Annotated in this window: 24 protein-coding genes; 22 read left to right on the plus strand and 2 right to left on the minus strand. The window is 31.3% G+C overall.

Annotated elements, in window-relative coordinates; all coding sequences use genetic code 11:
- The 22 genes from lpxK to Q5I67_RS08070 all read left to right on the plus strand — a co-directional run bounded on the left by lpxK (position 1) and on the right by Q5I67_RS08070 (position 20,008).
- Entirely contained in the window at positions 1 to 2,478 is a 2,478-nt protein-coding gene (lpxK, locus tag Q5I67_RS07965) for a tetraacyldisaccharide 4'-kinase (RefSeq protein WP_302486961.1), read from the plus strand.
- A gap of 2 nt (positions 2,479 to 2,480) precedes the next feature.
- Positions 2,481 to 3,218 (plus strand): 3-deoxy-manno-octulosonate cytidylyltransferase, encoded by a 738-nt coding sequence (gene kdsB / locus Q5I67_RS07970; RefSeq protein ID WP_302486962.1) that lies wholly within the window; start codon positions 2,481 to 2,483, stop codon positions 3,216 to 3,218.
- A gap of 24 nt (positions 3,219 to 3,242) precedes the next feature.
- Positions 3,243 to 4,073: a 3-deoxy-8-phosphooctulonate synthase gene (gene kdsA / locus Q5I67_RS07975; protein WP_302486963.1), complete on the plus strand. Its 831-nt coding sequence runs from the start codon at positions 3,243 to 3,245 to the stop codon at positions 4,071 to 4,073.
- A 44-nt stretch (positions 4,074 to 4,117) separates the two neighbouring features.
- A complete protein-coding gene (locus tag Q5I67_RS07980) occupies positions 4,118 to 5,089 on the plus strand; it encodes an SIS domain-containing protein (protein ID WP_302486964.1) in 972 nt (323 codons plus the stop codon).
- Positions 5,089 to 5,670, plus strand: coding sequence for an HAD family hydrolase (locus tag Q5I67_RS07985; protein WP_302486965.1), 582 nt, complete (start codon positions 5,089 to 5,091; stop codon positions 5,668 to 5,670). The genes Q5I67_RS07980 and Q5I67_RS07985 overlap by 1 nt, the downstream gene beginning before the upstream one ends.
- Positions 5,671 to 5,700: 30 nt before the next feature.
- On the plus strand, positions 5,701 to 6,612 hold the full coding sequence (locus Q5I67_RS07990; RefSeq protein WP_302486966.1) for a lysophospholipid acyltransferase family protein: 912 nt from the start codon (positions 5,701 to 5,703) through the stop codon (positions 6,610 to 6,612).
- Positions 6,609 to 7,163: an LPS export ABC transporter periplasmic protein LptC gene (lptC, locus tag Q5I67_RS07995; protein WP_302486967.1), complete on the plus strand. Its 555-nt coding sequence runs from the start codon at positions 6,609 to 6,611 to the stop codon at positions 7,161 to 7,163. The genes Q5I67_RS07990 and lptC overlap by 4 nt, the downstream gene beginning before the upstream one ends.
- Entirely contained in the window at positions 7,164 to 7,940 is a 777-nt protein-coding gene (locus tag Q5I67_RS08000) for an LptA/OstA family protein (protein WP_302486968.1), read from the plus strand.
- Positions 7,941 to 7,972: 32 nt separating this feature from the next.
- A complete protein-coding gene (gene lptB, locus Q5I67_RS08005) occupies positions 7,973 to 8,692 on the plus strand; it encodes an LPS export ABC transporter ATP-binding protein (RefSeq protein ID WP_302486982.1) in 720 nt (239 codons plus the stop codon).
- Between the two features lie 13 nt (positions 8,693 to 8,705).
- Positions 8,706 to 9,791: an LPS export ABC transporter permease LptG gene (lptG, locus tag Q5I67_RS08010; protein WP_302486969.1), complete on the plus strand. Its 1,086-nt coding sequence runs from the start codon at positions 8,706 to 8,708 to the stop codon at positions 9,789 to 9,791.
- A gap of 19 nt (positions 9,792 to 9,810) precedes the next feature.
- Complete coding sequence (locus tag Q5I67_RS08015) at positions 9,811 to 11,043, plus strand: DUF3084 domain-containing protein (protein ID WP_302486970.1); 1,233 nt, start codon at positions 9,811 to 9,813, stop codon at positions 11,041 to 11,043.
- A 10-nt stretch (positions 11,044 to 11,053) separates the two neighbouring features.
- Positions 11,054 to 11,458 (plus strand): Holliday junction resolvase RuvX, encoded by a 405-nt coding sequence (gene ruvX, locus Q5I67_RS08020; protein ID WP_302486971.1) that lies wholly within the window; start codon positions 11,054 to 11,056, stop codon positions 11,456 to 11,458.
- Between the two features lie 230 nt (positions 11,459 to 11,688).
- Positions 11,689 to 12,588 (plus strand): sugar ABC transporter substrate-binding protein, encoded by a 900-nt coding sequence (locus Q5I67_RS08025; RefSeq protein WP_302486972.1) that lies wholly within the window; start codon positions 11,689 to 11,691, stop codon positions 12,586 to 12,588.
- Entirely contained in the window at positions 12,588 to 13,877 is a 1,290-nt protein-coding gene (locus tag Q5I67_RS08030) for a sensor histidine kinase (RefSeq protein WP_302486973.1), read from the plus strand. The genes Q5I67_RS08025 and Q5I67_RS08030 overlap by 1 nt, the downstream gene beginning before the upstream one ends.
- Positions 13,878 to 13,949: 72 nt before the next feature.
- Complete coding sequence (locus tag Q5I67_RS08035; RefSeq protein ID WP_302486974.1) at positions 13,950 to 14,627, plus strand: response regulator transcription factor; 678 nt, start codon at positions 13,950 to 13,952, stop codon at positions 14,625 to 14,627.
- Entirely contained in the window at positions 14,620 to 15,909 is a 1,290-nt protein-coding gene (locus Q5I67_RS08040; RefSeq protein WP_302486975.1) for a sugar ABC transporter substrate-binding protein, read from the plus strand. The genes Q5I67_RS08035 and Q5I67_RS08040 overlap by 8 nt, the downstream gene beginning before the upstream one ends.
- A gap of 224 nt (positions 15,910 to 16,133) precedes the next feature.
- Positions 16,134 to 16,550 (plus strand): PTS sugar transporter subunit IIA, encoded by a 417-nt coding sequence (locus Q5I67_RS08045; RefSeq protein WP_302486976.1) that lies wholly within the window; start codon positions 16,134 to 16,136, stop codon positions 16,548 to 16,550.
- 31 nt (positions 16,551 to 16,581) lie between these two features.
- Entirely contained in the window at positions 16,582 to 17,073 is a 492-nt protein-coding gene (locus tag Q5I67_RS08050) for a PTS sugar transporter subunit IIB (RefSeq protein ID WP_302486977.1), read from the plus strand.
- A gap of 47 nt (positions 17,074 to 17,120) precedes the next feature.
- Entirely contained in the window at positions 17,121 to 17,972 is an 852-nt protein-coding gene (locus Q5I67_RS08055; RefSeq protein ID WP_302486978.1) for a PTS sugar transporter subunit IIC, read from the plus strand.
- Positions 17,973 to 18,809 carry a PTS system mannose/fructose/sorbose family transporter subunit IID gene (locus Q5I67_RS08060; protein ID WP_302486979.1) on the plus strand — a complete coding sequence of 279 codons (837 nt, stop codon included), beginning with the start codon at positions 17,973 to 17,975 and terminating at the stop codon, positions 18,807 to 18,809.
- Positions 18,810 to 18,825: 16 nt separating this feature from the next.
- Positions 18,826 to 19,095, plus strand: coding sequence for a hypothetical protein (locus Q5I67_RS08065; protein WP_302486980.1), 270 nt, complete (start codon positions 18,826 to 18,828; stop codon positions 19,093 to 19,095).
- Between the two features lie 106 nt (positions 19,096 to 19,201).
- Positions 19,202 to 20,008 carry a Cof-type HAD-IIB family hydrolase gene (locus tag Q5I67_RS08070; RefSeq protein WP_302486981.1) on the plus strand — a complete coding sequence of 269 codons (807 nt, stop codon included), beginning with the start codon at positions 19,202 to 19,204 and terminating at the stop codon, positions 20,006 to 20,008.
- Between the two features lie 38 nt (positions 20,009 to 20,046).
- Here the strand turns inward: Q5I67_RS08070 and Q5I67_RS08075 are convergent, their stop codons facing one another.
- A complete protein-coding gene (locus Q5I67_RS08075; RefSeq protein WP_296923468.1) occupies positions 20,047 to 20,562 on the minus strand; it encodes a transcription repressor NadR in 516 nt (171 codons plus the stop codon).
- A 16-nt stretch (positions 20,563 to 20,578) separates the two neighbouring features.
- Positions 20,579 to 21,049 carry a Cys-tRNA(Pro) deacylase gene (gene ybaK / locus Q5I67_RS08080; protein WP_296923465.1) on the minus strand — a complete coding sequence of 157 codons (471 nt, stop codon included), beginning with the start codon at positions 21,047 to 21,049 and terminating at the stop codon, positions 20,579 to 20,581.
- Positions 21,050 to 21,261 lie beyond the last annotated feature (212 nt).

Here is a 21,261-nt window from a genome sequence, read left to right on the forward strand (position 1 = left end):
ATGCAGATTTTATACAATATTGTAGCTATATTGCTTGTTATACTATTGATACCATATTTTATAGTTAGAACTATTCGTGAAAAAGGTTTTTTAAAACGCATGATTCAAAGTTGTGGTTTTTTGCCAGAACATGCTTTAGATAAAGTAGCTGGCAAAAATTGTATTTGGATACATGCTTCTTCAGTAGGGGAGATTGTAGCAACAAGTCCAATCATTAAAGAGTTTCGCAGAGAATTTCCCCATACACCAATATTAGTATCAGTAGTAACTAATACAGGATATACCATGGCCAATCGCATTATTAAAGATGCCGATAGTATAATTTATTTTCCTTTAGATTTGCCATGGCTTCCTGAACGTTTTATCAAAAAAATTCGTCCTCGTGTATTTTTGCCTGTAGAAACAGAACTTTGGCCGAATTTCTTAAAAGCTACAAGAAAATATAATATACCAGTAATGATGGTAAACGGTAGAATTAGTGATAAATCAGTAAAACGTTATAAATATATGTTTAGTATTTTATCTGATATGATTGGTACAGTGAAAAAATTTGCTATGCAATCAGAAATTGATGCGTCATATATCATTCGTTTGGGAGCAGATGAGAATTTAGTTACAGTTACAGGTAATACAAAATTTGACCAGACATATACTAATGTAAATGAAACTGAACGCAGTGCAATGTTAAAAGAATTGTGTTTAGATCAGGCAAAAGGTATATTTTTAGCAGGAAGCACGCATAAAGGTGAAGAAGAAGCTGTTTTAAAAGCTTATAGTGAATTAAAAAAACAACATCCTGGAGTCAAATTATTGATTGCACCGAGAAGTATCTTACGTAAAGATGAGATTGCTAGTATTTGCCATAAACATGGATTTAAAACTAATTTCCGTACAGTATTAAAAGAAAATCCATCATATGAACAAGATGTAGTGATTTTAGATACCATTGGTGAATTAGGTAAAATATATAGTGTGGGCGATGTTATCTATGTAGGCGGTAGTTTAATAAGACATGGTGGACATAATATTTTAGAACCAGCAGCTCATGGCAAAGCTATAATTGTTGGTCCTAATATGTTTAATTTTAAAGATACGCATGTTTTATTTAGTAAACGAAATGCTTGTATAACTGTTAAGAATAGTAAAGAATTGACAAATGCAGTGATTGATTTATTTGATTGTCCTGAAAAACGACATCAAATGGAAAGAGAAACATTGCAAATAATTGAGGATAATAGAGGAGCATCTCGTCGTTCAGCTGTTATCTTACATGAATTATTAGATGAATGCGAAAAAGGTAATTCTGTACAAGTGCATTCTACAGAAAAAATAGAAAATCTCCAAACTTATTTATATAAATTAGTTCATGATAAAAATAAGAAAAGCATACCGGCAAAAATATTTTTAGGCGTATTATATGGATTTTCTTTGATTTATCGCAGCCTCGTAAATTTTCAATTAAATTTGTATAAATGGGGTATTGCCAAACAAGTAAAATTAGATTGTTTTGTTATAAGTATTGGTAATATAACAGTTGGCGGTACAGGTAAAACACCAACAGCCAAATTATTAGCCAGATATATTCGCGATTTAGGTTATAAAGTAGCTATTTTAAATCGTGGCTATCGTGCAAAATGGAAGGGCGATGTAGGTATTGTATCTGATGGCAATAAAGTTTTTATGTCAGCAGACCAAGCTGGAGATGAAGCTTATCTTTTAGCGAGAAGTTTACCTGATATACCAGTTTTGATTGGTACAGATAGAACTGTTACGGGAAAATATGCTGTAGATAATTTCAATGTAGATGTAGTAATTTTGGATGATGGTTATCAACATTGGCAATTAAAACGTGATTTAAATATTTTATTAGTTGATGCTATAAATATATTTGGCAATGGTCATATGCTACCACGCGGTACGCTTCGTGAGCCATTAAGTCATTTAAACAGAGCTGATGTTTGTCTATTGACAAAAGTTGATCAAGCTAGTAAAACTGCATGTAAAGAAATAAGAAATACTTTAGCTAAGTATAATGATCATGCTCTAGTTGTAGAAAGTACACATAAACCATTGGGTTTTGTGGAAATTGGCAATTTATTTAGTCGAAAACCAAATGAAATTTTATCTGTAGATATGATGAAAGGCCATAAAGTCATAGCTATGTCAGCTATAGGAAATCCAGCATCTTTTGAGCAGACTTTGAGCGATATAGGTGCTGTTATTACAGAAAGTTTGCGTTTCCCTGATCATCACGATTATACAGAAGAAGAAATAAAAGAAGTCATGCATCAAGCAGAAGAACAAGGTGCAGAAGCTATTATCATTACCGATAAAGATGCTGTAAAAATACCAGAAACTTTATTGAGTAAAAAAAGACCTATACCGATTTATATTATCAGTATAGAAGTTACTTTTATTGATGAAACACAAGTTTTATTTGAATATTTAAAGGAAAATTTACCTAGATTGAAGGGATAAAAATGAAAATTATTTGTGTAATACCAGCTCGTTATGCCTCTACAAGATTATCAGGAAAACCACTTGCAGATATAGCTGGGAAACCAATGATTGTACGTGTATATGAACGTGTATTAAATGCTACAAAACCAGCAGAAGTAATAGCAGCTGTTGATGATGAAAGAGTATATGATGCTGTAGTCAAAGCTGGCGGAAAAGCTATAATGACAGCAAAAAATCATCCAACAGGTACAGATAGATTGGCAGAAGTAGCTCAAAAATGCCCAGATGCAGATGTAATCATTAACGTTCAAGGTGATGAACCACTTATCGATCCACAGATTATTGATGATTTAGCACAGGAATTTTTAAATGATGAAGATTTAAAAATGGCTACAGTGAAGACTCCTATGAAAGAAGAAGAAAAAGCAAAACCAGGAAATGTAAAAGTAATTACAGATAAAAATGGTTATGCATTGTATTTTTCACGTTCTTTGATACCATATCCTCGTGAAAATACAGGAGTTGTTGTTTATAAACATATTGGAATATATGGTTATCGTAGAGATTTTCTGTTACAATATGCTAAAATGCAACCAACACCACTTGAACAAACAGAGTCTTTAGAACAGCTTAGAGCTTTAGAAAATGGCTATAAAATCAAAGTTATAACCACAGATAAACATTTTGTTGGTGTAGATACAAAAGAAGATTTAGAAGAAGTAAATAAAATATATCAAGAAATGGAAAATAATAAATAATTTAAAAAGTGAGGAAGTGTAGTTATGCATACAGTAAAAATTGGTAATTTTGAAGTTGGTGCGGGAAATCCATTAGTACTTTTAGCAGGTCCATGCGTATTAGAATCATATGAACGTTCTTTATATATTGGTAAAACTATAAAAGAAATAACTTCTCGACTTGGTATTCCTTATGTATTTAAAGCTTCATTCGATAAAGCAAATCGTTCTTCTTATAACGGATATCGTGGTCCAGGACTTGAAAAAGGATTAAAGTGGCTTCAAAGTATAAAAGATGAACTCAATGTGCCAATTGTTACAGATATTCACAATGAAACACAGGTTGAACCAGTATCCAAAGTAGTAGATGTATTACAGATACCAGCATTTTTAAGCCGTCAGACAGATTTATTATATACAGCTGCAAAATCTGGCTGTGTTGTAAATGTAAAAAAAGGTCAATTCTTGGCTCCAGCAGATATGAAAAATGTGGTTAAAAAATTAGAGGAAGCTGGTTCTGAAAAGATTTTACTCACAGAACGTGGAGCAAGCTTTGGTTATAATAACTTAGTCGTAGATATGCGTTCTTTCCCTATCATGCGTTCTACAGGCTATCCAGTAATTTTTGATGCAACACATAGTGTACAATTACCAGGTGGAGCAGGTACAAGCTCTGCTGGCAATCGAGAATATGTAGAATTCTTAGCTCGTGGTGCAGCTGGTGTAGGTGTAGATGGTTTCTTTATGGAAGTTCATGATAATCCAGAAGAAGCACTTTGTGATGGACCAAATATGGTTTATCTAGATAAATTAGAAGATTTATTAAAAGATTTAATCGCAATCAATGAAATAACAAAGAAAAAAATAAATAAATAAAATATTACTGGGATTTTTGAGAGTTAAATTGTGAGGTAATAATCATGATAAAAGAAAAGGCTATAGAAACACTTCAAATAGAAGCAGATGCAGTAAAAAAATTAGTTAGTCATATCGATGATGAATTTGAAGAAATTGTAAAGGCTATTTTAGCTTGTAGTGGCCGTATTATTGTAACAGGTATGGGAAAATCTGGACATGTAGGCAGAAAAATAGCAGCAAGCTTAGCTAGTACAGGAACACCTTCATTTTTTATGCATCCAGCAGAAGCATTTCATGGCGATTTAGGTATGGTTACAGCTAATGATATGGTACTTGCTATTTCTAATAGTGGCGAATCCAATGAAATTGTAAATATTTTACCGATAATTAAACGCATTGGTGCAAAAATTATTGCTATGAGTGGTAGACGTGAATCTACACTCGGTAAAAATGCAGATTATTATATTGATATAAGTGTAGAACGTGAAGCTTGTCCATTAGGTCTTGCACCTACTGCTAGTACAACAGCAACTCTTGCTATGGGAGATGCACTAGCTATAGCACTTTTATCTTCACGCAATTTTACAGCTCAGGATTTTGCTGTATTCCATCCAGGTGGAGCACTTGGCAGAAGATTGCTTTTAACTGTAGAAAATGTTATGCATTCAGGTGAAGATAATCCAGTTATTTCTGTGCATAAAACAGCAAAAGAAGCGTTATTCTTAATGACAGCAAAGGGATTAGGTGCAACTTCTGTAGTTGATGAAAATGGTAAATTTATTGGGCTGGTAACAGATGGCGATATTCGCCGTATGCTCGCACGTGGAGCAGAATTCTTGGATGAACCAGTAGAAGATTTAATGACTAAAAATCCAGTAGTAATTACAAAAGATAAAATGGCTGCTGAAGCACTTAGTATTATGGAAAAACATCAACCAAAACCAATTACAGTGCTTCCAGTAATTGATGCAGAAAAAAATGAACCAGTAGGTATAGTACATCTTACTGATTTACTTCGTCAGGGAGTGGTTTAATGCAATATACACAAGAGGCATTAGCACGAGCAAAAAATGTAAAAATGATTATTTTAGATGTTGATGGCGTATTGACAGATGGTTCTATAGCTGTTGGTGATAATGGTGAGTTATTTAAGACTTTTAATGTAAGAGATGGGCTAGGGATTACTCTAGCCCAAAAATTAGGGATAAAAACAGCTATTATCACGGGCAGAGAATCTAAGATGCTTGCTTATCGTGCTAGAGAATTAAAAATAAATGCTTTTTATCAAAATAAAAAAAATAAAGTTCCAGCTTATAGAGAATTATTGGCTGAATATCAATTAAAAGATGAAGAAGTAGCTTATATCGGCGATGATTTATTTGATTTAGCTGTAATGAAAAGGGTTGGATTTCCAGCAACTGTAGCTGATGCTACAGAAGAAGCCAAAGCAGTATCTATTTTAGTGAGTGATTTTGCTGGTGGTAAGGGAGCTGTGCGTCAAATTATAGAATTTATTTTGAAAGTACAGGAAAAATGGCAAGCTGTTGTAGATAGTTATTTAAATATAGAAGATAAAACAGATGCCAAAGAAGTAGAGAATAATATTTCGCAATAAAAGTTTATTTTAGGCATTAGAGGAATTAGAATGAAATATAAATTGTTAAAATATTTTAGTGCTTTTTTATGTTGTTTATCACATAAAAATTTGCTTAGATTAGGGCATATACTAGGTATATTATATTTTCATTTAATAGCTAAAGAACGCAATCGTGCAGTTGATAGAATGATGAAATCTTTTAAGATAGATGAAGAAAAAGCTAAAAAGATTGTTAAAGATTCATTTATCAATTTAAGCCAAAATGTTTTAGAAATTTTATATATGCCAAGATTGAAAAAAGATGATTTTAAGTATATAAAATTTGAAGGGTTAGATATTCTAAAACGAGAATATGCAAAAAACAGAGGTGTTGTAATTTTAACAGCACATATGGGAACATGGGAATGGCTTGCTGCTGGTCTTGTTAAAGCAGGTTTTTCTGTTACAGCACTAGCTAAGACACAACCAGATTCTCAGTATACAAAGCTATTGGATGAATATCGTGCTCAAGTTGGAGTGGAAATATTTGCACGTGGTGCAGCTTCAGAGCTTTTGGCAGCTTCAAGAGCATTGAAGAAAGGTCGTATTTTAGGCTTTTTAGCAGACCAAGATGCCGGTCCAGGTGGTGCATTCATCGAATTTTTAGGTGAAGTATGTTCAACGCCAATGGGACCTGCTGTATTTGCTCGTAAATTTATGTCACCAGTTGTACCAGCTTTTATTATTCGTCAAAGTGATGGTACGCATAAAATAGAAATTTATGAGCCAATAGTATATAATGATACTGGAGATACAAATGCAGATTTGTATGATTTTACAAAGCGTATGACAAAAGTTATTGAAGATCAAATCATAGCACATCCTACACAGTGGATTTGGTTCCAAAAACGTTGGAATACACGTCCAGAGGAAAAACGAGTAAAACATCATACCGTGAAAACTAAGGTGGTCAATAAATGACTAAAAAGGTAAATAAAAAAAATGCCATAATTTTAATTTTTGTTTTATTGATAGTTGCATTGATTTATTGGGCTTATGCTAGTAGACCAAAAGTTGAAGAAGTGCAAAATACACAGACAAATAAAGTTATGGTATATCACAATAATACTTTGAAAGAAGAAGTAAATGGTAAATTGATTTGGCAATGTTATGCAGAGACAATGACAGTGGATCAGGATTCTCAGATATTTACCATGGAGAAAGTAAAGGGTACTTTTTATCGTGAAGATGGTACAAGTATAGAGATAGACGCACCTAAGGCAACTTACGATCAGAAAAATAAAAATATTGAATTGGTCGATGGTATAGAAGCAAAATCTAGTGATGAATTAAAATTTAAGACAGATAAAGTCACATGGAATGGTGAACAAGGTATATTGACTTGCGAAGGAAACGTTGATATCAATAAACCAGGCATGAGAGCGACAGCAGATAAGGCTGAAAGTAAAGATGCATTTACTAATTTTAAATTAATGGGTAATGCACATATTATAAAAGGAGATAATCAATAAATGAAAAAATATAGTAAGCTAAAAACAGCATTTGCTGTGGCTATTATGAGTTTTTCAATGGTAAATACAGTTATTGCAGCAGATGCTCCTATTGAATTAAGAGGCGACGTAATAGAATATAATGCTCAGACAGATATGGCTATAGCCACAGGTGGGGTAACAGTTATTCGCGATGGTGGTGTATTAACTGGTGGCCAAGCAACATATAATTTCAAGACTCAAGAAGCATCCATCACAGGTGGTGTAACTGCTAATAAGGATGATATGAGCTTAAAAGCAGATAGTCTGGTCTCTAATGCCAATCAAGAAGTTGTGGCTAAAGGCTCAGTAGTATTAGTAAAAGCTGATAATACTTTAACTGGAGAAGAAATACATTATAATCAGGCTTCAAGTGATATTTCAATGCCTTTAGGTGGCAGTGCTACAGGACCACAGGCTGATATTCGCGGTGATGTATTATCAGGAAATTTGATGACAAATCAATATACAGCGACAGGCAATGTATATTTAAATAGCAAAACTAATGATGTACAATCTACAAGTGATACAGCAACATACACAGGAAATGGTCAAGATTTTAATTTTGTGGCTACAGGTAATGTAAATATTAAAAGTCCATCTAGAAATATCGTGACTAATAGTGATAATGCTACTTATAATAGTACAGACAATGGAAAATTAGTACTTACAGGAAATGCAGTAGCTACTCAAAATGGTAATATTGTTAGAGGTAATACATTAACTGTTTATTTAGGAGATAATGTAAATATTAATTAATTAGATGATATGAAAAGAAATGAGTGACACGCTTGCATATTGAAGTAAAAAATCTTATTAAAGAGTATAAAGGAACACCTGCGGTAAGAGATGTTTCTTTAAATGTAAAGAAAGGCGAGATAGTAGGTTTATTAGGTCCAAATGGTGCGGGCAAAACAACTACATTTTATATGATTGTAGGTATAGAAAAACCAACATCAGGAAAAGTATTTATTTCTGATATTGATATTACTAGATTGCCAATTAATAAACGTGCAGAATTGGGTATAAGTTATTTAGCACAGGAAGCATCTATTTTTCGCAAATTAACAGTAGAAGATAATTTGCGAGCAATTTTACAGACTAGAAGTTTATCCAAAAAAGAACAAGATAAAAAAATAAATGACCTTTTAGAAGAATTTAATATTACTCATATAAGAACTCGTTTAGGTATGCAGCTTTCTGGTGGGGAACGTAGACGTGTAGAAATTGCAAGAGGTCTAGCACTAGAACCTCATTTCATTTTATTAGATGAACCTTTTGCAGGGATTGACCCTTTAGCTGTAGCTGATATCCAAGGTATTATCAGTTATTTGAAGGAACGTGGTATGGGAATTTTAATCACCGACCATAATGTAAGGGAAACTTTGCAAATCGTAGATAGAGCATATATCATGAACAGTGGACAAATTCTTTTGGAAGGTGATAGCGATACTATTGCCAATAGTGAACTTGCTCGTAAATTCTATTTAGGTGAAGACTTTAAATTATAGGAGAAGATGATAGATGCGTATTTTAGATAAATATATATTAAAAGAAACAGTCATGACCTTTATCTTTGGCATCTGTGCATTTTCAGCTGTATTTTTAGGGTCAGGGACTCTATTGCGTATTGCTCAATATATAACGCAATATGGAGCATCTTTTTCAGCTATAGTACGTTTGATTATCTATAGTTTGCCAGGTATCATAGTATGGACATTCCCAATGTCTATGTTACTTGCAGCTTTGTTGACATTTGGTCGATTATCAGGTAATAGTGAAATTATAGCTATGAAAGCATGTGGTGTAAGTTTTAAACGTTTAGTAGCACCAGTTATTGCTTTTTCTTTGGGTGTAAGTATTTTTTCCATAGTGTTTAATGAATATGTAGTACCTGCTTCTAATCAGGCTTATGCAGATTTAGTGCGTTATGAAATACAGGGAAATACTTCTCCAGAATCGCAAGAGCATATAATCATCAAACAAATTCAAGATGGAAATATTCAAAGATTAGTATATGCCCGCAGATATGATGCTGAAACAGGAAATTTAGATAATTTATCTATTCAAGAATTTGATCAAGGTAAAATGGTACGTGTAGAAAATGCTGAGTATGCTAAGTGGAGTGCTGATGAATGGACTATGTATAATGGTGTATTATACGATTTATCTCAGCCAAATACAGAACGTATGATGAAATTTGATTCACAGGCATTGCCAATAAATCAAAATCCTAATCAAATCATAAAAAGTCAGAAAAAACCAGATGAAATGAGTATTAAAGAATTACGTGAACAGATAAATATTATGAAATCTCAATACGTGGATACTAAAAAATTAGAAACAGAATTGTATCAACGTTTTACAGTGCCAATGGCTAGCTTGATGTTTGCTTTAATTGGAGCACCACTTGGCATTCAACCAAATCGTAGTTCTTCTTCAATTGGTTTTGGTATAAGTATTATAATTATTTTTATTTACTATACATTGATGACTTTAGCTGGTGCAATAGGTCAAAGTTCCTTTATTCCGCCAGTTATAGCAGTTTGGATACCTAATATTGTAACCTTAATAGCGGGTATTTATTTAATTCGTAAAGAATCAAAATAATAAGTAGGTGGAATGAACCATGTATGGCATTATGCTGATTGTCGTATTAGTTTTAACCGGTGGCGTAATCGCTTTCATTGGCGACCGCCTAGGTAGTAAAGTTGGTAAGAAAAAATTATCATTATTTGGCTTAAGACCAAGACATACATCCATTTTAGTGACGATAATTACAGGGATATTGATTACAACTGTTACTTTTGGAATATTAGCTATTGCTTCTAAAGATGTTCGCACCGCTCTTTTTGGTATGGATAAATTAAAGGCAGAATTGGAAAATAAACAATCTGCCTTAGAAGAAGCTTCTAGTGCTTTAGTTAATGTAGAAAATGATTTAAGTACAACTAAAAAAGAATATGATAAATCTAAAAAGGATTTAGAAAGTACACAACAAGATTTAGTAAAAGCACAAGATGCTGCAAATTTATTAAAGCAAGAACAAATTGCTTTGCAAAATAGAAATCAAGAATTGTGGTCGGACAATCAAAATTTAATAGAAAATAATCAGAATTTGGTAGCAGATAATCAAAGTCTAGTTGAGAATAATCAACTTTTATTGGCTAGTAATGATAGTTTAAAAGCAGATAATTTAGAATTAGAAAAAACGAATAATGACTTACAAGAAGGCATAGAAAATATTCGTGAAAGACCAATAATTTATCGTGTTGGTGAATTATTAGCTAGTGGAGTGATCAAAAAGACAGATGATCCTGCACAGATACAAAGTGATTTAAATCAAATTATAGCATTAGCTAATAGCAAAATAATTGATAAATTAGGCAAAGAAGGCTCTAAAGATGGGGTATGGATTTATCCTATTGAATATCAAAAAGCAATGGATAGATTAAAACAAGCAAAAGGTGATACTGTTATTCGCCTTATCGTAGCAGCTAATTTAGTAAAAGGAGATCCAGTTCTTACTGAATTGGAGATGCATCCTAATCGTGTAGTTTATCAAGAAAATGAATTTATATATCAAAAGATATATAATGTTCCTATCGATGGCAGTAATAGTGAAATGCTGATAAGTGATTTTCTTCGCAATGTAAATATAACAGCTATAGACAATGGTATTTTGCCAAATCCATTAACGGGGACAGTTGGTGTAATAAATGGCAATCAGATCTATGCTATAGAAAAAGCTTTAGCTGAAAATAGAGGCAAAGATGTATTAATAAGTGCATTTGCAGCTAAAGATACAGAAGTTTTAGGGCCATTGCGTTTAAATATTTATTTTAAGAATGAAGTAGAATAAGAGCATAAATATGAATGAAAATATTTTGGCTATTGATCCGGGCAGAGAAAAAACGGGAATAGCTGTTTTGAATAATGATAGCGATGTTTTGGAGCATAAAATAATCAATTCGGAAGATTTAATTTCTCAGATAAAAAATTTATTTAATGATTATGTTATAAATTTAATTGTCATGGGAAATGGTACAAGTAGTAGGAAAAAATATAATTTATTAAAGCAAGAATTTATGGATGTAAAAATAGTTTTGATTGATGAATACAGGACGACTGATGAGGCGAGAAAACTATATTTTCAAGAAAATCCACCTAAAGGTTGGAAAAAATTAATTCCTTTAGGAATGCAAGTGCCACCAGTTCCAGTTGATGATTATGCTGCTATTGTTATTGGTAGAAAGTATTTAAAAAATAATAGATGATATTTATTTTTACTGTATTTTAAAGGCTGGATTTAGTAATCATTTTTAGCTTTTAAAATACAGCTTTTTTGTGCGTAAAATATATTAGCTATGAAAGAATTTGTAAAGATTGATGAACTAAAGTGACTTTTGTCAATTATTTTGGTATCTATGATATAATGAAAAAGGTGATGATAATGAAACGTTTTTATAAAAATATGACATATATAATAATTACATTGGTTCTGTTAATGATTTGCATAGTTACATATAATATCTATATAACACCTATTTCTAGACATAAGGTTCTTGGCGTTACATATATGACGATGAATAATCCATTTTATAAGATAATTAATAATGAAATTTTAAAAGCTGTTGAAAAAAATAATGATACATTAATTACTTTAGATCCAGAATTAGATGTTGATAAGCAAAATGAACAGATATATAAATTTATAGATGCAAAAGTAGATGGAATTTTTATAAATCCTATTGATTTTGAACAAAGTGAACCGGCATTGCAAGCTGCTAAAAGGGCAAATATTCCAGTAATAGTCATAGATGCTCCTGTAAGTGATGAGAGTTTAGTAGATTGTACGATTGTTTCAGATAATTATGATGCAGGTGTGCAATGTGCAAAAGATATGATGAAAAGATTAGACAGTGCCAACATTGTTTTATTGAAACATACGACGGCAAAATCAGCCAGAGAAAGAATAGATGGTTTTTTGAGTGTAATTGCTGAAAATGAGAATTATAAAGTTATAAATGAAGCTGAGTGTGATGGGCAATTAGAGATTGCTATGCCTAAAATGCAAGAAATTATAAGGTCAACACCTGATATAGATGTAGTAATGGCACTTAATGATCCTAGTGCATTGGGAGCATTAGCCGCATTGGAGAAAAATAATAAAAATGATGTAATGGTATATGGTATTGATGGTACGCCAGAGATAAAATCCTTAATCGGCAAAAATCAAATGATAGTAGGTACTGTAGCTCAATCACCGATAAAAATGGGACAGATAGCAGTAGAAAATATGTACAGCATTTTAGAAGGAAAAGAGATAGAAAAAAATATAATCATGCCTATTTCGCTAATAAACAGAGAAAATTTATTTAAATATGATGAAGATAGGTGGCAATAATGAATAAAACATATGGATTATTTTTCTTCATTGTTAAAAATACAATGTTTATTTTAAATGTAGTAATTGTGTTATTTTATGTAGCACTTATTGCGATTACAACTAAATATATTATTGGAAATGGATTGGCTAGACATTTTTTGGATAAAATAATATATATGCCGACAGCTCCTGTATATATTGTTAGTGGATCGATTGGCTTATTACTTTGTTTAGGTTATTGTGTTTATTATCGTGAATTTAATAATATAAAGAATAAGACCATAAATTATTTATATAGCTTATTGGAAGTAGTAATATCAGTAATACTTATTTTTTTAATTTATTTATCATATAATGGAATAATTTTATTCGTTTTTTGCGATTGTATGTATCATTTGAAAAAAGGTCTGAAATATAAGATTTTGCTGTTGTTATTAGGTATTATTTACTTATTGGCGAATTATGATATAGTTACATATTTTTATCCGTTAGTTAATATTGAAGAGTATTTTTTAGTTTATGATGCGAGCATAAAAAATTGTTTAATAATTATAAAGCGATTATTAGAAGGTTTTAATGTAATATTATTTATAATTTTTATGATAATTTATATTTTAAAGCAGTTACAGGAAAATGAATATATAACTAAAAAATTATCAATGGTGGCAACGATAAATAAGAAAATGCAAAAATATGTTCTTGTCACAGAAAAATTTGGTGAAAAAAATGAACGCAAACGTTTGGCTAGAGAATTACACGATACAATAGGACATGCTTTGGCGGGAATGGCGGTAGGCGTAGATGCGTGTATTACGATGATAGATAAAAATCCTCAATTGGCAAAAGCACAGCTGAAAGTGATATCTAAAGCTATACGCAAGGGCATGAAAGATGTTAGAAATTCACTAAATAAAATGCGACCAGATTTTTTACAGCAATATAGATTAAAAGAAGCTATCGAAAAGATGAAAGAAGAAATATCTGATGTCACAGATTTGAAGATCAATTTAAATTATCAAATTGATGAAACTGGTTTTGATACCAAGATAGAAGATATTTTATTTAGAGTCATTCAAGAAAGTATAACAAATAGCATACGACATGGATTAGCTACAGTTGTAGATATTGATATCTATAAAGAAAATAATTTATTATGTTTACAGATAAAAGATAATGGCAAAGGTTGCAAAGCGATAAATTATGGTTTTGGTTTAAAACAGATGGTAGAAAGAGTTTCTCAAATAAGAGGAACAATAGATTTTCATAGTGAAAATGGTTTTACAACGAAAATAAAGATACCGTTGTAAAATGTAAATTTTATAAAAAAGGAGATATATTATTAGAGAATTAGAGAAATTTTTCTAATAATAAAGATAGATATGATAAAAATATTAATTGCAGATGATCAAGAGATTATAAGAGAGTCATTGAAGATAATTTTAGGTGCACATGATAATATTGAAATTGTCGGCGTTGTGGGCAATGGATATGAAGTATTAGAGATGTTGAAAAAACATAAAGTGGATATTATTTTGATGGATATAAGAATGCCAAGAATGGATGGTGTATATTGTACAAAAGTTGTAAAAGAACAATATCCAGAGATAAAAATAGTGATATTGACGACTTTTGATGATGATGAATATATATTTAGTGCATTGAAATATGGTGCAAGCGGTTATTTATTAAAAGATGTGGGTATGGAAGAATTGTATGAAGATATCATTGTAATTTATAATGGTGGTGCACTCATTAATCCAGATATAGCTACTAAAGTAGTGAGTATGTTTTCAAATATGTCGAGAAATAGAAATTTAATCATAAATGTTGATGAGAAATGCTTAGAAGATTTGTCTAAAAATGAATGGAAGATAGTCCAAAATATAGGATTAGGTTTATCGAATAAAGAAATTGCTAAAAAAATGTTTTTATCTGAAGGTACAGTCAGAAATTATTTGAGCTCGATTTTGTCTAAATTAGATTTGCGAGACCGTACACAATTAGCTATTTGGGCTGTACAGACAGGTCAAATTGCAAAGGATTTTGATAATGATTAAGAAGGTTTTAATAAGTTTTATTGCTATTATTTGTATGTATTTAGCAGTGTTTAATATTTATTCTGATAAAGTAGTAATACATTTAGGCATGTTTGTAGGTAATTGGGAAGTACCAAATGGAAATGATTATAAAGTTATCGATGATGCGATAGCCCGTTTTGAAAAAATACATCCTAATGTAGAAATTGAGTATGAAAGTGGTATTTTAAAATCGGATTATTCCTTATGGTTAGCTGATAAAATTGTAAATGGTGAAGAACCTGATGTATTTATGATTGTAGATGAAGATTTTAATACGCTGAGTTCTTTAGGTGTTTTAAAGGATTTAACAGAAGAAATAGAGAATGATAAGAACTTTAATAAAGATGATTATTATGAGAGCACTTTAAAAGCTGGTCAATATGAGCATAAACAGTATGCTTTGCCATATGAGAGCAATCCGATGTTGATGTTTGTAAATAAGACTTTATTAGAAAAGGAAAATATACCTATACCTCAAAATGATTGGACTTTAGATGATTTTTATAATATTTGTCAACAAGTGACAAAGGATACTAATGGTGATGGAGCTATCGACCAGTATGGTTGTTATAATTTTAGTTGGCTAGATTCCATGTATAGTCATGGTATAAGATTATTCGATGAAGATGGAAAAGAATGTTTTATTGATCAAGATGAAGCGAAAGAAGCAGTTATTTTTGTAGAAAAGTTGAATAAATTAAATCAAGAACATATTATTACCAAAGAGGAGTTCAATACAGGAAAAGTAGCTTTTGCTCCGATGTCTTTTGCTCAATATCGTACATATAAACCATATCCTTGGAGGGTAAAAAAATTCTCTGACTTTGAGTGGGACTGTATAAAGATGCCATTAGTTGCTTCAAATGATAGAGGCAGTGAAATTTCATCATTATTGATGGGTATATCTTCAAGAAGTAAGAATGCAGATATGGCATGGGAATTTTTAAAGATGTTAACTTATGAGCAGGAAACGCAAAAAGAATTATACAAATATTCTCAAGGAATATCTTCATTGAAATCAGTAAATAAATCAGAAGATATTGTACATCTTTTGGAAAATGATAATAAAGAAAGTCAAATAAATGTAAGTCTTTTAGATGAAGTTATGAACAAGACGCTAGAACATAGTAGATTTAAAAGATACAATCAAGCTTTAAATTTAATTGATATAGAAATTAATAATATAATACGAAATAAAAGTGATATAGATATAAGTTTGTTGGAATTACAAAAAAATATAAATAAGTATCTAAATGAATAATGAGAAATAGTTTTATACTGTTTTTAATGGTAATAGTAGCTTAAAATTCTATGTTTAGGCTACTATTTTTTTATTTATAGCGAACAAAAATAAAAATGTGACAAATGTAATGCTCATTTAGTGATTGTAGACATATGATTATTTTCTTCAATGTTGATAGAATAGTTGATGTAAAGAGAATTATTTGAAAATATAAATAAAATATACATATTGGAGGAGCTACTATGAAGTATGTAATATTAGTTAGCCATGGAAAATTTGCAAATGGCTTAAATGATGCTTTATCTATGTTGGCAGGAAACAGAGAAGATATCTTATCTGTTGGTCTTGAAAATGGAAAAAGCGTAGATGAATTTGTAGCATTATTCACTGAAAAAGTAAAAGATATTTCAACTGATGATGAAGTTATTTTACTAGGTGATATAATCGGTGGTTCACCACTTACGAATGCCACAAATGTTTTAGTCAATAAGGGAATAAAAACAGTTATCTTGGGCGGCATGAATTTACCATTAGCTTTAACAACTGTTTTGATGAAAGATACAGTTTCCTTAGATGAATTAGTAGACCAAGTCTTAGAACAGGCTCGTATGGCTATGCAAGAATTTAAAATAGTAGAAGAGTCTGAAGAAGATATTTAATTTTAGGTAATTATTTTAGGAGGTTTTTATAATGTCAGTTTCATTTATTCGTATTGATGACCGTATGATTCATGGTCAAACTTGTACTCGTTGGGCTAGAGAATATCCTTGCGATGGATTAATTGCTGTTAATGATAAAGCAGCAAAATCAGATGTTTTGAAAGCAGCTTATAAGGCAGCTAGTGGTAAAAAAACATTTGTTTGGACTATAGAAGATTTTAAAAAGAAAGCTCAGAAAGTTTTAGACAGTGATACTCGTTATTTCTTAATCACAAAAGATCCTATTGATATGAAAAAAATCTTAGTTGATCAAGGTTTTAAATGCGGTATTACAAAAGTAATCGTAGGTCCATGTAATGACCGTGAAGGTTCTACAACACTTGGAAATAATCAGTCTATTACTCAAGAAGAAGCACAAGCTTTAGAAGATATCAGTAAAGCTGGTTATAGCATCGAATTTTCTTTATTACCAGATGTTTCTATTGGTAGTTGGGATAAATTTAAAGGTAAATTTGGTTTTTAATTAAATTGTATATTTGATTGTATATAAGATGAATTGGAGGGAGTTCCATGGAAATAAGTTGGCTCCAAGCCGTTATATTAGGGATATTTGCTTGTTTAGCTAGTATGCCTGGTATGGGCGGTACTGTAATCGGTAACTATACATTAGGTCGTCCACTCATTGGGGGCTTAGTTTGCGGTATTGTTTTAGGTGATGTTCAAAGCGGTATTTTAATTGGTACTGCAATGCAGGTTGTATACATAGCACTTGTTACACCAGGTGGTACAGTTTCTGCAGATGTTCGTGCAGTAAGTTATATCGGTATTCCTCTTGCTATGATAGCTGTTAAATCATTAGGTCTTGATCCTGCAAGTCCAGCAGGTATTGGTTTAGCTACTTCATTTGGTTCCATGGTTGGTACACTCGGTACAGTTTTATTCTATGGTACTGCTACTATCAACCTTGCATGGCAACATATTGGTTGGAAGGCTGTTGAAGAAGGCAATTTTCATAAGTTATATTTTGTAGATATGGGTCTTCCTTGGATTTCTCATATTATATGTTCTTTCATTCCAACTGTAGTTATGTGTTTATATGGTCAAGATGCTGTAGAAGCTATTAAAACTTATTTACCAATGGATGGTATTGCAATGCAGACATTATTCACAGTAGGTGCATTACTTCCATCAGTTGGGGTTGCTATCTTATTAAAACAAGTTGTTAATGATGTTATGGATTTCATTCCATTTTTCTTAGGTTTTGCTTTAGCTGCAGGTTTAGGATTAAACTTAATCGGTGCTGCTATCGTTGGCGGTATGTTCGCAATTATCAATTATAAAATTCAAATGCTTCGCATAGAAGCTAAAAAAGCAGCAGCTAGTGGAGCAAGCTACGATGATGACGATGAGGAGGATATTTAAATGGAAAAGAAAATTTCTAAGAAAACACTAAATAAATCTTTTAGAAATTGGTACTATGGACATTTAACATGTTTCTCCCAAGAACATATGCAGACATTTGGTTATTTATGTGCTATGTTACCAATTATTGAAGAATTATATAAATCAAAAGAAGAACAAAAGAAAGCAATGGAAACATATACAGCTTTCTTTAATACAGAACCACAAGTTGGTAGTGTTGTTGTAGGTATCACAGCAAGTTTGGAAGAAGCAAAAGCAAATGGTGCAGATGATATCAATGCAGAAACAATTAATGGTCTTCGTGCAGGTCTTATGGGACCACTTGCTGGTATTGGTGACTCCTTAGTAGTAGGTACATTAATTCCAATTTTATTAGGTATTGCAATGGGCTTATCTACAGGCGGTTCTCCAATCGGGGCAATCTTCTATATCGTTGTTTGGAACTTACTTATTACTTGGGGTATGAGATTCTTATACTTCAAAGGTTATGAACTCGGTGGTAAAGCAATTGATTTCTTAGTTGGTGAAAGAGCTACAGCTATTCGTGAATCTATCGTAATGTTAGGTACTATCGTAATTGGTGCTGTTGCAGGTACTTGGATTAATATCAGAACAGGTTTCACTATGACAGCTGAAGGTGCAGACAAACCATTCTTAGTACTTCAAGATACATTAAATGGTGTATTCCCTAATATTTTATCAGCAGCATTTGTTATTTTCTGTTGGTATTTATTGACTAAGAAAAACATGTCACCAATTTATGTTATGCTTCTTTTGGTAGTTATTGCTTTTGTTGGTGTATTAGTTGGTTTCTTCGATACAGGATTAACTTATTGATGAAAGGTGATTTTTTATGCAAGATAAAGGAAAACAAGCTTATATTGGAGAAATACAATATCAAACTAAGATGTTAAACAATTTAAAAGTTTGGCTTCGAAATATGATCGTACTTTCTTCTATATCATTAATATTGATTTTATGTGGTGAGAGTATATCTTCATTTTTACCAATTGTTGGTATAGTATTGATGGTTTTAAGTGTAATAGCTTGTTTGATATTGAGTTTGGGCATAAAAAATGGATATAATAACATCAATAAAATAATTAACTATATAGAAAAATAAAAAACTTATAAAGCTATGATGAATATGAATCCCCCACCTAATAATCTTATTCATCATAGCTTTTTTTAGATTTTTAGAGAATTTTTAATTTAGAGTAGGTGATAATATGGAATGGAAAATAGTCTTTTCTGATATTGATGGAACAGTATTAAATTCTAAACATGAATTATTAGCTAGTACAATTGATGCTGTACAAAAATTAGCTTTAAAAAATATACCATTTGTATTGGTGTCAGCACGTATGCCTAAGGCTATGAAATTAATTCTTGATGAAATGAAGGTAAAAATGCCAATGATTAGTTATGGCGGTGCTTTAGTTTTAGATGAACAAAATCAGATTTTGTACGATAATAAAATCAATAAAATAGACACAGAAGCTATTATTAGTGAAATAGAATTATTATGGCCTGATGATGTAGTAATAAATTATTATAGTGATGATAATTGGTTTGTAAAAGATGAAAATAATAAAGCTGTAAAAAGAGAAGAAAATATCACTAATGTAAAAGCGAGCCAAGCTGATTTTAAAAATTTAATAGCTAATAATATCTTGCCTAATAAAATATTATGTATGACGAAGGCGAATATCAGTTCAAAAATAGAAGCTGTTTTACAAGAGAAATTTCCGCAATTAAATATAGTTCGTTCAAGTGATATTTTAATTGAAATCATGAATAAAGATGTGAGTAAAGCAGATGGCATCGAAGTATTATTGCACCATTTGAAAATGACACCAGCTCAAGCTATTGCTTTTGGTGATAATTACAATGATTTGACTATGTTAAATTTTGTAGGAAGAGGAGTAGTCATGCAAAATGCTCCTGAAGAAATAAGAAAAGAGGCAAAGTATATAACGAAATCAAATAATGAAGATGGTATATACGAATATTTAAAGCAGATAAATATGATTTGAGAAAAAAAGCAAGGATATTTTACCATCCTTGCTTTCTTTTAAGAAACTAGTATATTTACTTTTTTTAATTCATTTTTTATCAATGCTAGAGTTTCCATATTAGGAATTTCAATCGTATGATAATGTAGACCTTTAGTTATGCTCATCAGAGCAGAGGCATTTGTTTTTTCTTTTTTGGCCAAAAATAATTGAATATCTCTACGACTATTGATAAAGAGATTGACGCGAATTTCGCCATATAATGGATGTTCAACAATGACATCACGCACTTTACCACCATTATCAATGATGATTTCTAATTCAGTTTGTAAATTATCATCATTATGTTGGCAGGCTATAGTGGCGAGTTGTTCTTCTTTTGCTTGGTCGTGAGGTAGTAAATAGCCTCTAGGTGTAGCGTAAATATTATGACCAGAAGCTCTTAAAACAGTGATATCTCCGACAATAATTTGTCTGCTGACTTTGAAAATATTGGCTAGTTCTGAGCCAGTAATTGGCGTATTAGTTTGTTTTAACGTATAGAGGATTTGTTGACGTCGTTCATCTGTATTCATAAAATCACTTTCTTTTTTATTTAATTAGATCAGCAACAGTTGCATTGACAGCTTTTATTAAATCTTGAGGTGCAAGTAGAATTTGTTCTCCGCGTACACCTGCACTGATAGCTATTTTAGGCCATTTTAAAGCCGTTTCATCAATATATACGGGGTAAGCTTTTTTGGCTCCAAGAGGAGAGCAACCACCTCTAATATATCCAGTTAAAGGTAATAACTCTTTGAGATGTATCATTTCTACTTTTTTAAAATTAGCGACTTGAGCTAATTTTTTGAGGTGAAGTTCATCATCGCCAGGGATACAGGCCATGATGATATCATTTTTATCACTTCTAGCAACTAAAGTTTTAAATACTGTTTTTATATTCATATTTACATCTTTAGCTACATGTACAGCACTTAAGTCATTTAAGTCCACTTTGTATTCTTTTAGTTCATAATCTATTTTCAAGCGGTCTAGAATACGTGCCGCATTAGTTTTTTTCATAAAAATAACCTCCTAATAATATCAATGAATATAGCTATTATTATAGCATTTAGAAAACTTTTTTAAAATATTTTATATTTTTTTCAAAAAAAGTGTTGACAATTATTCAAAATCGGGTTATTATATAGAAGCTGACTCACGGAGACAGCAACAAACGAAAGATGTTCTTTGAAAACTAAACAATGCACAATATGTTTTCTAACATAAACGAA

Source organism: uncultured Megamonas sp., from assembly GCF_958438645.1.
GTDB lineage: Bacteria > Bacillota > Negativicutes > Selenomonadales > Selenomonadaceae > Megamonas.